Annotated in this window: 12 protein-coding genes; 6 read left to right on the forward strand and 6 right to left on the reverse strand. The window is 61.8% G+C overall.

Features of this window, described 5'->3' with window-relative positions:
- Positions 1-79: 79 nt before the first annotated feature.
- The 4 genes from INT40_RS07785 to INT40_RS07800 form a co-directional block, all read right to left on the reverse strand.
- Positions 80-988, reverse strand: coding sequence for a cation diffusion facilitator family transporter (locus tag INT40_RS07785; protein WP_101571543.1), 909 nt, complete (start codon positions 986-988; stop codon positions 80-82).
- Positions 989-1,183: 195 nt separating this feature from the next.
- A complete protein-coding gene (locus INT40_RS07790) occupies positions 1,184-3,013 on the reverse strand; it encodes a flotillin family protein (RefSeq protein WP_193071558.1) in 1,830 nt (609 codons plus the stop codon).
- Between the two features lie 128 nt (positions 3,014-3,141).
- Positions 3,142-3,600 carry a DUF3817 domain-containing protein gene (locus INT40_RS07795; RefSeq protein WP_101571545.1) on the reverse strand — a complete coding sequence of 153 codons (459 nt, stop codon included), beginning with the start codon at positions 3,598-3,600 and terminating at the stop codon, positions 3,142-3,144.
- Between the two features lie 121 nt (positions 3,601-3,721).
- Positions 3,722-5,740 carry a M28 family peptidase gene (locus INT40_RS07800; protein WP_193095863.1) on the reverse strand — a complete coding sequence of 673 codons (2,019 nt, stop codon included), beginning with the start codon at positions 5,738-5,740 and terminating at the stop codon, positions 3,722-3,724.
- Between the two features lie 413 nt (positions 5,741-6,153).
- Between INT40_RS07800 and INT40_RS07805 the strand changes: the two genes are divergently transcribed.
- Together INT40_RS07805 and INT40_RS07810 are read left to right on the forward strand one after the other, a co-directional pair.
- Positions 6,154-7,257 (forward strand): VIT1/CCC1 transporter family protein, encoded by a 1,104-nt coding sequence (locus INT40_RS07805; RefSeq protein ID WP_193095864.1) that lies wholly within the window; start codon positions 6,154-6,156, stop codon positions 7,255-7,257.
- Positions 7,258-7,304: 47 nt separating this feature from the next.
- Positions 7,305-8,189, forward strand: coding sequence for an aminotransferase class IV (locus INT40_RS07810; RefSeq protein WP_193095865.1), 885 nt, complete (start codon positions 7,305-7,307; stop codon positions 8,187-8,189).
- Here the strand turns inward: INT40_RS07810 and INT40_RS07815 are convergent.
- A complete protein-coding gene (locus tag INT40_RS07815) occupies positions 8,176-8,448 on the reverse strand; it encodes a hypothetical protein (RefSeq protein ID WP_101571552.1) in 273 nt (90 codons plus the stop codon). The genes INT40_RS07810 and INT40_RS07815 overlap by 14 nt on opposite strands.
- A 197-nt stretch (positions 8,449-8,645) precedes the next feature.
- Between INT40_RS07815 and INT40_RS07820 the strand changes: the two genes are divergently transcribed.
- Positions 8,646-8,945, forward strand: coding sequence for a DUF4235 domain-containing protein (locus INT40_RS07820; protein WP_193095866.1), 300 nt, complete (start codon positions 8,646-8,648; stop codon positions 8,943-8,945).
- A gap of 71 nt (positions 8,946-9,016) precedes the next feature.
- On the opposite strand, the gene aroD is transcribed toward INT40_RS07820, so the two are convergent.
- Complete coding sequence (aroD, locus tag INT40_RS07825; protein ID WP_226830943.1) at positions 9,017-9,892, reverse strand: type I 3-dehydroquinate dehydratase; 876 nt, start codon at positions 9,890-9,892, stop codon at positions 9,017-9,019.
- Between the two features lie 50 nt (positions 9,893-9,942).
- Here aroD and INT40_RS07830 point away from each other — a divergent pair, with 50 nt between their 5' ends.
- The 3 genes from INT40_RS07830 to INT40_RS07840 all read left to right on the forward strand — a co-directional run bounded on the left by INT40_RS07830 (position 9,943) and on the right by INT40_RS07840 (position 13,348).
- Positions 9,943-10,743 carry an alpha/beta fold hydrolase gene (locus INT40_RS07830; protein ID WP_101571558.1) on the forward strand — a complete coding sequence of 267 codons (801 nt, stop codon included), beginning with the start codon at positions 9,943-9,945 and terminating at the stop codon, positions 10,741-10,743.
- A gap of 380 nt (positions 10,744-11,123) precedes the next feature.
- A complete protein-coding gene (locus INT40_RS07835) occupies positions 11,124-12,485 on the forward strand; it encodes a quaternary amine ABC transporter ATP-binding protein (RefSeq protein ID WP_101571560.1) in 1,362 nt (453 codons plus the stop codon).
- Complete coding sequence (locus tag INT40_RS07840) at positions 12,485-13,348, forward strand: ABC transporter permease (RefSeq protein WP_101571562.1); 864 nt, start codon at positions 12,485-12,487, stop codon at positions 13,346-13,348. The genes INT40_RS07835 and INT40_RS07840 overlap by 1 nt, the downstream gene beginning before the upstream one ends.
- Positions 13,349-13,373 lie beyond the last annotated feature (25 nt).

Raw genomic sequence — 13,373 nt, forward strand, 5'->3', positions numbered from 1 at the left:
GTCTCGCGGCGGTTGATCACCGAAACCGGCAGCCGCCGATCACGAAATCGAGCGACAGCTGTGGCGGGGGCCGACAGCCTCAGGTGTGGGTGTGGGTCTCCAATGCCGCATCCTTCGCCCTGTCGAACTGGAACGTCGAATGTTCGATCGCAACCTCGAAGTGCTCAGCCAAGCACTCCTGCAGCGCGACGAGGATTCGTGGGGCATGACCGTCGTAGAAGCATTCGTCGGCGAGGACCACATGCGCGGTGAGCACCGGGAGGTTGGAATCGATGCGAGTCACGTGCAGGTCGTGAACCTCTTGGACGTGATCGACCCCCTCGATGTGCATCTTGACCTTGTCGAGATCGAGTTCCCTGGGTGCGACCTCGAGCAGGATCGACCCGGTCTCCTTCAGGATGGAGAACGCCCTGGGCACGATCAATGCAGCGATGAAGAGGGCAGCCACCGCGTCGGCGCGAGTCCAGTCGAAGAGCCAGATCGAGACCGCGGCGAGAATGACGGCGACAGATCCCAGCGCATCGGCGATGACCTCAAGGAAAGCAGCCTTGAGGTTGAGAGACTGTTCTTTGGAGGAACTGAGGATGATGATCGACACGATGTTGCCGGCCAGACCGACGGCGCCGAAGATCATCAGTTCGGGGCCGGGGACCTCGGGCGGGACGAAGAAGCGACGGATACCCTCGATAAGACTGTAGACACCAAGACCGAGCAGCAGAGTCGCCTGTGCCCCGGCGGCAAGCACCTCGGCCCGACGGAACCCCCAGGTCTTCTGACCCTTCGGCGGCTTACGGACCAAGGTAGCTGCGAAGAGCGCGATCCCGATGCCGATGAGGTCGACGGAATTATGACCGGTGTCGATCAGCAGCGCCAGGCTGCCGGTCATGATCGAGCCGATCACCTGGAAGACGAAGATCACCAAAACGATGCCGAAGACGATCGCCAAGCGTCGACGCGAACCTGAAGTGTGTGAGTGGTCATGTGCCATGGGAACCTCCTACACAATCACATTAACATATGCGCATGTCTTTATGAATCGGTGCACCATCACGCGATCTCACCATGACATTCAGACCGCAGAATGCGTACGTGCCCGGCACCAAATGCCGAGCGCGCACGCATCAATTCTGCACAGAGGCCTCGGATCACCCGAGGCTGCCGTCAGTGCCGATCACAGCACAGACTACTTCTTGTCAGGACCACCCTTCGGCCCCTTTGGACCGCCCTTAGTACCGTTCGATCCGGAGCCGTCGGAGTCACCATCATGGCCGTCGCGCCGGCGCAGCGCATCGGCGATATAGGACTGCACATCGATTCCGGTGGCCTTCTTCACATCGTCTCCGATGTGGCTGAGGTCGAGCTCACCGTTCTCGTCGAGGTAGTCCTTCGGGTCGAAGTTCCCACCCGACCAGGCGCTGGGATCCCCCAGTCCGGAAGGCTTCGACCCTCCGCGGCCCGAGTGATTCCTGGAGCCCTTGGAGCCGCTCCCTTCGGAACCGTTCGCCTCGGAAACCTGGCCTTCGACGACCTGGTCATCATCGGCAGAGGCCTCCGATCCAGAGTCGTCCGATTCAGACCCTGCGAATCCAGCCCCGCTGGAATCGCCCGATTCATCGAACGTGGTCGAGTCATCGTGGACCCACCCGCTGGCGGTCTTCGATCCGCCCTGATTCTGGGCCTTGTCGACCAGGTTGCCAAGGTCGATGCCTGTGGTGCCGCGCACGACTTCGAGCACCTGTGCGAGGTTGTTCGACACGGAGTTCGCCAGTTTGGACTCTCCGTCGGTTGAGACGATCGAGAGATCCTTGATGTTCGCATACGGTGCGACGAGTTCGCCGGCGATGGTCGGCAGGACCTCGAGGACCTTCGACAGCACGGCCGCATCGTTGAACTTCTTGTAAGCCTCTGCCTGAGCCTGGAGGGCCCCGGCTTCTGCCTCACCGCGGGCCTTGATCGAATCGGCCTGGGCTTCACCTTCGAGGCGGATGGCCTCTGCGTCCTTGGACCGACGATGCAGTTCGGCTGCAGCCTCGGCCCGACCCTGAGCTTCGATCTCGTAAGCGCGGGCATCGGCTTCTGCCTGCTGACGGTAACGTTCTGCGTCTGCGGGGCGCCTGACCTCAGCGTCGAGCTGTTCGGCGCGCAGTTCTGCGGCTTCCTTCGCAACCACACGGTCACGTTCGAGCAGCTTCTGCTTCTCTGCCGCGTTCGCCAAGGGACCCGCGTTGTCGGCCGACGCCTGCCGCTGATCGGCTTCTTCCTTCAGCGCCGCACGGCGCAGAGCCAGCTGTTGCTGCTGTTCGGCGATGGCCTGATCGGTCAGAGCCTGCTGCTTCTGGGTCGATTCGTTCTGCAGCGCTTCCTCGACGGACGATGCGCGACTGGCGTTCGCCTCGGCGATGGCGGCGTTCTTGGCGACCTCGGCGGCCTGGGGGCGGCCCCAGTCGCGCAGGTAGCTGCCTTCGTCCTCGACCGCGGAGATCTGGAAGGTATCGATGACCAGACCCTGGTTGTTCATCGAGTGCGCGGACTCTTCCTGCACCTGAGCGGCGAAGGAAGCACGATCCTGAATGATCTGCTCAACGGTGAGCGTGCCGACGACGGCGCGCAGGGTGCCGGAGAGGATTTCCGTGCTGTAGGGCTCGATCTGGTCCTGCTGGTCGAGGAAACGCTGCGCGGCCTTGCGCACATCTTCCTCGGTGCCGCCGACCTTGACCTGAGCGACGCCATGCAGGCGCAGCGCAATGCCGTTCATCGAGATGCCGTCGATGGCGACGGCGATCTGACGTGAGGACAGCGACAGGAAGAACGCCTTCTGGACGACCGGGTACACGACCGCGCGACCGCCGATGACGATGCGGCCGCTGCCGCTGGAACCGCTGGCATTTCTGCCGGTGATGATCAGTGCTTCCGAAGGGGAAGCGATTTTGTAGGACCGCAGCATGACGATAGCTGCGATGATGACGATGAGAACGAGGACGCCGATACCACCGGCGCCGAGAAGTAGGTCCATCAGTGGGCCTTCCAGCATTCGAGGATGTTCATGGCGGCCCAAAGGTGGATATCGGGCCCGTTGTCCTCATCCTAGGGCAGGCCCCGACTATTGCACAGAGCCGTCCAGCGCCGAGGTGGTTCTCAGGTTCACTTGCCCCAGTCACCGGGAGGGCCGAGGAACAGCAGCCCGCTGAAGACGATGACGACAAGGATGATTCCGGCGCCGATGGCCAGGAATGGTGAGCGGATCGCCCAGGAGGTGAGTTTCTCGAACCAGTTGCGCGGGGTGCGTCCGTTCGCGCCCAGCCCCCAGCCACCCTCGAGTGCTCCGGCCTTGGCCACGGAGACTTCGAAGGGAATCGTGAGGTAGGGAATGATGGCCGAGCCCAGGCCCGTGGCGATACGCTTCTTGCTCCACATCTGTGAGGTGCCGACGCCGATGACGGCGATGACGAAGCAGATGAAGACAAACCCGTGGATGCCACCGCCGATGCGCACACCGATCTCGGTGATATGGGTGTATTTGAGGATCATGCCGATGATGAGCAGTGTCCAGGTGATGGTCTCTGCAATAGCGAAGGTCTTGAAGAAGAGTTTGGGAGTCACACAGCAATTCTGCCTGAACAAGATGGGCGAGCGCTGAAGGCCCTGAAGCTGACGGCCGTGAATGGGCACGCGGGCCGGTGAACTTTTTCAGTCACCGGCCCGCGTGGCATTCGGGGGATGCTCAGGCCTTGCGGCGGCGAGCTCCCATGGTCATGATCACGCCGAGCACAATGAGTGCTCCCGCCGAGATCACCAGAGGCAGCGCCTCATTACCTGTGCGCGGCAGCTCTTCGCCGCCGTCACCGGCACCCGGACCGTCGCTGTCGGCGGCCAGGACCTCGAAGGAACCGGACAGCGGGTCACCGCCTGCGCAGTCGACCGTGACGTCGTAGGTGCCGACATAGGTTGCGGCCTTGGACTCGTCGAGACCGCGGACACCGAACTTGGCCACGGAATCGGCATCTACCGTCGCGGCCTGCTCGAATTTCTCGATGTTGCCGTTCTGCGGCTCCACCGTCATCGTGGCGGAGGTGTCTGGGGTACAGCCGGAGGCTGCCACCTGGACGCCCTTCTCACCGACGAAGTCACCCTGATCGATCGTCTTAGGATCAATGCTCAGACTCCGCTCACCCGGGGCCCGCGTCGGATCATCCGTCGGCGTCTCGGTAGGAGTCTCCGTCGGAGGATCTGTCGGTGACGTAGTCGGAGGGTCGCTCGGGCCTGGGGCATCGCTGAGATCGTAGGCCAGCGTGTGCACCGAATAGCCGATGGCCGGCGCGAAGATGTCGAGAGACTCTTGGTTCACGTTCTCGATCGTGTCCGTGGACTGGTGGTAGTTGGTGTCGTGCTTATCGCCAACGGTTCCGCCGAACCATTCGGCTTCCTGCTCCGTCTTGGTGCCATCGGCTCCGGAGAACAGTCCACTGGAGGGAATACCGTTGTCGATGAACGCTTGGTAGTCCGAACGCCCCGAGAAGTCCGTTCCGACGTTGGGCTGATCGTTGTCGGCGAAGTAGTCGGTGAAGATCTCCTCAAGCTCCGCCGAGCCCTCGGGCACAGTGACGTCATCGGGGATCGGCACATCGGAGCCGTCCGAATCCAGCGTGCCGACGATGAAGTTGTCGGAGCCGATCATGTCGAAGTTCATGTACGACTTGACCTTCGAGAGCTCTGACTCATCCAGGCTCTCCACGTAATGGGTCGAGCCGACGAGTCCGACCTCTTCTGCAGCCCACCAGCCGAAGCGGATGGCGTTGTCATTCTCGGTCGGCTGCTCGGCCAGGGCCTCGGCGCTGGCCAGCAGTGCGGCCGTACCGGAACCGTTGTCGTTGACACCCGGACCCTCGTTGACGCCGTCGAGGTGGGCGCCGAACATCTGGACGTTGTCATGGTCGCCGGCCTTGGTCTCGGCGATGACGTTCCATGTCTTCGAGGTGGTGTATTCGGTTTCGAGGGTGAAGTCCGCCAGCAGCGGCTCATCCTCGGCAGCGTCCCCGATCTTGGTCAGCAGGTCGTTGCCGACGTTGTAGCTGACACCGACGGTGGGGGCACCGTTTTCAACACGTTCACCGAGGGTGGCGTTGAGCTCCTCATCGGGTGCTGAGGTGTCGTTGTTGTAGAGGATGACCGCTGCGGCTCCGGCGTCCGAGGCCGCCTGGGTCTTCTCTCCGAAGGAGCAGCTGCCACGTGCCACGAGGACGAGTGCACCTTTCGCACTGTCGTCGAAGTCGCTGGCTGCGCAGCCGAGCTGACCACCGGCCAGGTCGCTGTAGTCCTCGTCGACCGGCAGCGCCACAGACAGGTCAGTCAGCGGTTCTTCGGTACCCTCTGTGTAGCTGGCCGGAGTGACTTCGAGCTTCTCGCCGTCCACGCTGACAGCGACCTCATCGAAAGTCTGATCGTCAACCTCGAAGGCCTGTCGTTCGACGTCGAACTTGCCGGTCGCTTCGAGAGTCTTCTCGACGTACTCCACGGCCTCCTCATAGCCGGGCGTTCCCAACGCGCGGAATCCCTCATCGGAATGCGACGTCGAGATGTCGGAGATCTTCTGCAGATGATCCATTACGGCGCCTCCGGTGACGCCCATATCGGTGTGTTCACTCGGTCCCGCGTTCCCGGCCGCCAGGGCCGGACTGAATCCACCGAGAGCCAGACCGGTGGCGGCGGTGACCGCCAACCAGGTTTTAGTACGCAACTTCATAGAGTTCCTTTCGCTCCTCAGGTGCCAGACGAACCATGGCTGCTGTTCGCACACAACTGCGAGCGGGCATCTCTGACCGCGTCCGGTCATCGACCGGACGTCACCCACGGGGTAATCGCAGCACACGAATAGCTGAGCGCGAACGGGAGGCGCCGGCACTGTCAGAAGTAGACAGCTGCACCGGTGCCAACCTGTCGAACTCAAGGGGAAGCTTGATTCTCACGTTTCGCAATGTCTTCGCTATTGGTAACGAAATACATACATCTATAACGAAACGGTGACACAACTCACATTGAGCTTTAATCTAGTCCATGCTCTGAGCGTTTGAGGTAACGAATTGATAACAACCAACACTTACTCGTTTGCGCAAGTATTGAATTCTCACGTCTACTTCCGGTAGAATCTGACCAGTGATGAACGACGAATCAACAGTCCCCAATGCGCGCCAAGAGCACGATCGCAGGACAATCAGACGCTGGCAGAGATACCTGGCGAACGAGCGACTCGAGGAGCGTGTCTACCGGAATCTGGCCGAGCGTCGCTCCGGTGAAGATCGGGAGATTCTGCTTGCTCTGGCCACCGCCGAGTCTCGGCATCAGGAGCACTGGATCGACCTCCTCGGCGAGCATGCACAGAAGAAGCGGACTCCCGATCTGGTCACTTTGAGCCTCGCATTCCTGGGCCGACTGTTCGGGTCGGTCTTCGTTCTGGCGCTGGCACAGCAGTCGGAGACGAGCTCACCCTACGACGACGAGGAAGCGGCATCGGCAGAGATGGCCGCCGATGAGCGCATCCACGCCGAGGTCGTCCGCGCTCTCGCCGCCCGCTCCCGAGCCCGCCTGTCAGGAAATTTCCGCGCCGCCGTGTTCGGCGCCAACGACGGCCTGGTGTCGAACCTCGCTCTCGTCCTCGGCGTCGGGGCAGCGGGCGTGGGCAACCATGTCATCTTGCTGACCGGTGTGTCCGGACTGCTAGCCGGGGCACTGTCCATGGCCGCCGGGGAATACATCTCCGTGCGGTCCCAGCGCGAGCTCCTCGATGCTTCGACTCCGGATCCCGAGTCGCGCCATGCACTCGCCGATCTCAACATCGATGCCAATGAGCTCGCTCTCGTCTTCCGTGCCAGGGGCATGGACTCCCCCGCAGCCGATGCTCGAGCACATAGGACGATCGCGGCGGCGAAGAATGAAAAGGCGCCGCAGCTGCCCGGCATCGACTCCGGCGTCGACCGCAACGAACTGGGCACCGGGTTGGGCGCGGCGCTGTCGAGCTTCGGCTTCTTCTCCTCGGGTGCGCTCATCCCGATCCTGCCCTACATCTTCGGCATGACCGGACTGCCCGCCGTGCTCCTCTCAGCAGGCCTCGTCGGACTCGCGCTGCTCTTCACCGGCGGCACCGTCGGGCTGCTGTCGGGAACCGCTCCGGCCCCACGTGCGCTGAGGCAGCTCGGCGTGGGATTCGGCGCAGCTGCCGTGACCTATGCCCTGGGCCTTCTGTTCGGCGTCAGCACAGGCTGAGTGCAGCCGAGGCTCGGCGCAGGTTCCCAAGAACCTAGACTGTCGGTATGACCGATGCTCTAGTCCTCATCGACCCCGCCGCGTCCACCGTTGAGGTGGCCGATCTCAGTGCCCCGCAGCTGCCCGTCACGGATCTGTCGGCCCATCGCGGTGACGGCATCTTCGAAACCGTTCTCGTGCGCATCGGCGGCGGGATGACCGTTGTGTCACGTGACCGTCATTTCGCACGATTCTGCGACTCCGCCTCGGCGCTGGGCCTGCCCGATCCCGATCGGGAGCTGTGGGACCGCGGGCTCGACACCGTGATCGCCGAGGTGCACGCCGCCGATCCGACCACCACCGAGTTCGGGGTCCGCTATGCGCTGTCACGCGGCACCCAGAATCCCGACGGAAGCCAGAGCCCTCGTGGCTGGGCGTTCAACGTTCCCGTCGATGAGAAGATCACGCACGCACGAGCGCAGGGGATCTCGGCCGTCAGCCTCGATCGCGGCTACGACGCCTACCTCGGAAGCAAGGCACCCTGGCTGCTCGTCGGGGCCAAGACTCTGTCCTACGCGGTCAACCAGGCCGCCGGCAGGTACGCGGCGGAGCAGGGTGCCGATGAGGCTCTGTTCGTCTCTCACGATGGAGTCGTCCTCGAGGGGCCGACATCCAACCTCATCATTCGCCGAGGCGACACTCTCCTCACGCCGCTCCCGGAAGCAGGTCTGCTGTCGGGGACGACCCAGCGCCTGATCTTCGATCACGCCGCAGAGCTCGGCTTCAGTGCCGAATACGCGGACCTGAGCCTGAGCGAGGTCATCGAAGCCGACGGCGCTTGGTATGTGTCCTCGATGCGCACGGCCGTGTCACTCAATCAGCTGGATGGAAACCCGATCTCACGCGATGAGGAGCTGACCGCGCAGCTGCAGGCGCTGATCAAGGCCGGCTGATGCCGTCGGCCGGGCCCGTTGCGGTGCGGCCCGCTGCAGGATGACCTGAGACAGACGTTCCCGCTGCCCGACGATTCTCCGCAGAACGAGGAGACGGCACGATCACCGTCAGAATCAGTGCGAGGATGCAGGCACCGCAGCCGGCGAACCACAGGATCCAGAAGATGTCGGCGAGCAGGGGGAAGAGCCCCAGGATGAAACTCAGCGCACCGAAGACGAACAGCCCGGTGATGACCAGGACTTTCCATTTGCTGAGCATTTCTGCTCCTCTCGTACGCTGAAGCTTCAATCTATCGGTCGCCTAAGCGGTGCACATCCCTCAAAAGTATGAAGTTCCGCCTCCTGCGTATGAGCCGGTGTCCTGCGCTAGTGTGGTCACGAACGGATTCGCACTCCAGCGACATCTGCGCGACGCATCATCGTCGCAGGCAAAGCGTCTAACGAAAGGACACGAGCATGGGAAAGCTCGCATGGCAGGTCATCGGCGTCGGAGCGCCCATCGTGGCAGCATTCGCGGCTCGCAAGACCTTGACCTTCGCTTGGGAGAAGTCGACCAAACGTCCCGCACCGAACAACCCCGTCGATGACGAGATCTCGATGTCCGAGGCTCTGGCCTGGACGATCGTTTCGGGTGTCGGCGTTGCAGTGGCCCAGCTCGTCGTGCAGCGTATCGCCGCCAGCACCGTGCGCAACAACTTCGGCGACGATGCTCTGCCCAAGAAGTTCCGCAAGCAGATCGAAGAAGACGTCGACTGATCTGTCGACATCGTTGAGCGATCAGCACCACTGATCGCTCTCCACGCTGATCGGGCAGAATCGCTGACCCGTCAGCCGTAGAGTCGGTCGATCATCCCGGCCAGATCCGCCACGGCGATCTGGCCGGGTGCCGACGACTCCCCGAGCTGCGCAAATGTTGCACAGCTGCCGAAGTCCGCACCCATGACCCGACTGGCCCTGCCCAGCTGACCCATCGAGATCCCGAGGACTGGAATCTCCAAGTCGTCCTCCGCGAGTGCAGTCGACCGCAGGAGCTCCGCGACATCCGCACTGCTGGTGGGCATCATCGCAATCTTCGCGACATCTGCCCCTGCCTCAGCCATCGCCGCGAACGTGGTTGCCAATGCCCCTGCCGAGTCCGTTCCGGCGAAATTGTGATGTGAGGCGACCACTGAGATTCCGTGGTTGTGAGCCGCACCGATGAGTTCTGCCGCACCGCCGCGATCGATCTCTACATCGAGTGCCCATACGGCTCCTGAAGTGATTCCTGCCAGGCCAGTAATGATCGCCCTGAGAATCTCCGTATAGTCTTCTTCGCTCACCTCCGCGCTTCCGCCCTCGTATCCTGTTCGCAGCGTGATAAGAACCGGAAGCCCTGCAGCGGACACGTGTGGGGCAAAGCCCAAGACCGCCTCGGCGAGGCCCTGGGGGTCGGCTGCACCGGGCTTCGGATCCCGCGACTTCGTGATACCGGCGATCACGGGATCGATGCGCCATTCGATGACGTCGACGGCTCCGGTATCGGCGATGGCGCTGCACTGTCGCGCGATCTCGTCGGGTGCCGTTGCCTGGACGGGAACGATGATGGCCGGGCGCCGTGGATCAGCGACCGCCGGAGTCGCCGCTGACAGGGTCGTTGCCGCTGCGGACGAGTCGAGCACCGATCGGGGACCTGCGGCATCATTGAGGAACGGCAATTGCTTCATGGCCCAAGCCTAGGCGTTGAGGCCGGCGCACCAGTGGAGAGGAACACCACGTGGAGACCAAGGACCAGCTCACGATCACCACTCGCGATGGATTCCCGCTCGCCATCCAGGTCAGCGGCCCACCCGAGGCTCCGGCCCTGCTCCTCCTCCAGGGGCAGTCGAACTCTCACGAATGGTGGGACGAGCTGCGCTCGGACTTTGAACCCCAGTTTCGCACCGTCACATTCGACTACCGCGGCACCGGCGGCAGCCGGGGCGAACTGAGCGAACTGTCGACGGCGAGCTTCGCCGCCGATGCTGCCGAGGTTCTCGCTCATTTAGGTATCACCCAGGCTGTTGTCTATGGAACGTCGATGGGTGGGCGCATCGCTCAGATGCTGGCCTTGGATTTCCCCGACCTCATCAGCGCATTGGTCCTGGGGTGCACAATGCTGGGAGGTCCGAAGTCCGTCAAACGGCCCCGCGAGGTCGGGCAGTCCTTGGCGCGGCTGCGCGGACGCGAACACACCCAGTATCTGTTCTCGCTCTTCTACACGCCGAACTGGACCGTGGCTCCCAGGTACAGCAAATTGCTCGGCGATGACACGATGACCGCCGAGGAATCTGCGGCACATCTGCGCATCAGCGCTCACCACAACGCCTGGGCCCGTCTGCCGGAGATCGCTGCGCCAACTCTCATCGTCCATGGCGATGCTGACCTCATGAACCCCGTCGACAACGCCCACCTGCTGCATGAGCGCATATCGGGCTCCCGGATTCTCATCTGTCCCGGCGGTCGACACGGTTTCTTCGAAGAGTTCGCCGAGGTGGTCAACCCTGAGATCCTCGGGTTCCTGAGCGCCAGCTCTTGAACAACTCTTCCTGAAGAGTCCCTGACTCACGGCCACATCTCCCCGGAGAGCTGACAACCTCGTTCACCATCAAAAATCCGCATTGTGTAACAAATCGGATAAGGCTATGCCTATATGCCTCAAGAGCTGTTTGTAACAATCAAGTAACGCATGCTTTTACATCACTCCAGGTCAGATGGGTCGTCAAGTCCGCCACACCGCGTTCTATCGACAAAGCCTCTTCCGAAATTCCTGAACAAAACTACAATAGGGAGTGAGATATCCGTGTGCGGTGAGGCGAGTGTGCGATCCAACCAGTTCGGATCGACCACCACCGCATCGCAAAACGGGGGTGAAGCCTCTCGTTCTTGCGGAGAGTCAAGAATGCAAGGAGGAATCGCGTGAGCGTTGTCAAAGCGTCAAACGTTTACAAGGTCTTCGGCAAGCGCCAGAACGAGGTCGTCAAACGACTCGAACAGGGCGCAGACCGCAAAGACCTCACCAAACTCGGCACAGCCGCAGTCATCGATGCCAGCTTTGAAGTCGAAGCAGGCGAAATCTTCGTCGTCATGGGACTGTCAGGTTCCGGCAAATCGACATTGATCCGCACGCTCAATGGCCTGTGGTCGACCACAGCCGGATCCGTCGAGGTCCTCGGCACCGATTTGGCCAAAGCTGATGCGTCTACGATCCGAAAGGTCCGCGGAAAACACGTCTCGATGGTGTTCCAGCACTTCGCGCTGCTGCCCCACCGCACGGTCCGCGAGAACGCAGCTTATGCTCTTGAGGTCCAAGGCATGGCGAAGGCCAAACGCCTGGAAAAGGCTGAAGAATGGCTGAAGACTGTCGGTCTTGATGGTTGGGGCGATAAATACCCGCAGCAGCTGTCGGGCGGCATGCAGCAGCGCGTCGGCCTGGCCCGCGCACTTGCGGCCGAAACTGACATTCTGCTTATGGATGAAGCATTCTCCGCTCTTGACCCCTTGATCAGGCGCGAAATGCAGGAACAGCTGGTCGAACTCCAGTCACGCCTGAACAAGACAATCATCTTCATCACCCACGACCTCAATGAGGCAATGTTCCTCGGCGACCGTATCGCCGTTATGCGCGACGGCAAGATCGTCCAGATCGGTACCGCGGAAGAGATCCTCACCGAACCCGCAGATGACTATATTGCCGAGTTCGTTCAGGACGTCGATCGCACTCGCGTGCTCACCGCATCGTCGATCATGCGCGAGACCAAGGCCACGATCAGCGTTGAGGCAGGTCCCCGCCTGGCGATGAAGACTCTTGAGGACAACAATTCCTCGGGACTCCTCGTCCTCGACGATAACCGCACTGTCCTCGGACTGGTCAGTGATCGCACTGTGGTGAAGGCTGCCAAGGAAGGCCATCAGACGATCCGCGACATCGTGGAGAAGACAGACCTCATCACCGTCAGTCCGGACACTCCGCTGTCCGAACTCTTCGCACCAAGCTCCACAGCCAAGGTGCCGTTGACTGTCGTCGATGAGAATAGCCGACTGCTCGGAATCGTGCCCCGAGTCGCGCTCCTCAACTCGATGGCCGATCCCGGTCCTGCCACAGGAGAGCTCCCGACGGTCCAAGAAGCACCGGAGCCGATGGTCGAATCACCGACCGCTGGCGATAACGATTCTGAAAAGGGTGCGGCTTTCGCTCAGGAATACACGCTCCCGACGGAGTCGACTTCCACCGGTGATGCCGTCGAAGCCAACAATGACGCAGAAGGGAGGGACCTCTGATGAACTTCATGAATCCGCGTATTCCGCTCGGTGATTGGGTCAGCGACTTCCTCGACTGGTTCACGAAAGCGTTCCAAGGGCTGCTGGACTTCATCAACTTCGTTCTCGGTGGCCTCTACGACGTTCTCTACCTCGTCTTCTCATCCCCGATCTATTTTGTGATGATCGTCATTCTCGCGATCATCGCCTATTTCGCATCGGGATGGAAGCTTGGACTCTTCACCCTCATCGGCTTCTACTTCGTGCGCACACTCGACCAGTGGGACAACACGATGTCGACCCTTGCGCTGGTGCTCGTCGCAGTCATAGTCGCGCTGATCATCGCGATCCCACTCGGTATCCTGGCTGCGAAGATCAGCTGGGTGTCAACGGTCGTCAAACCGATACTTGACTTCATGCAGTCGATGCCTGCTCTGGCCTACCTCGTGCCGGCGATCCTGATGTTCGGCATCGGCCAGACCCCAGGCGCAATCGCAACAATCATCTTCTCCCTGCCCCCTGGCGTCAGGCTCACTGAGCTTGCGATCCGCCAGGTGAACACCGAGGTCGTTGAAGCCGGGCAAGCGTTCGGCGCCTCCCCAGGACACATCCTCAGCAAGATTCAGATCCCTCTGGCGATGCCGACGATCATGGCCGGCGTCAACCAGGTCATCATGCTCGCCCTGTCGATGGTCGTCCTCGCCGGCATGGTCGGTGCGGGCGGACTCGGTGGCGCCGTCGTCGGCGGCATCAGCCAACTTGATGTCCCACTCGCCGTTGAGGCTGGCCTCGCGGTGGTCGTCGTGGCAATCTTCCTCGACCGTGTGACCGCTGCCCTCGGACAGAGGACACCGATTGAACGGGCACGCAAGGCATCTTCCTGATCCACACATTTCAAGAAATGAAGGA

The sequence above is a fragment of the Brevibacterium sp. FME17 genome, from assembly GCF_014897515.1.
GTDB lineage: Bacteria > Actinomycetota > Actinomycetes > Actinomycetales > Brevibacteriaceae > Brevibacterium.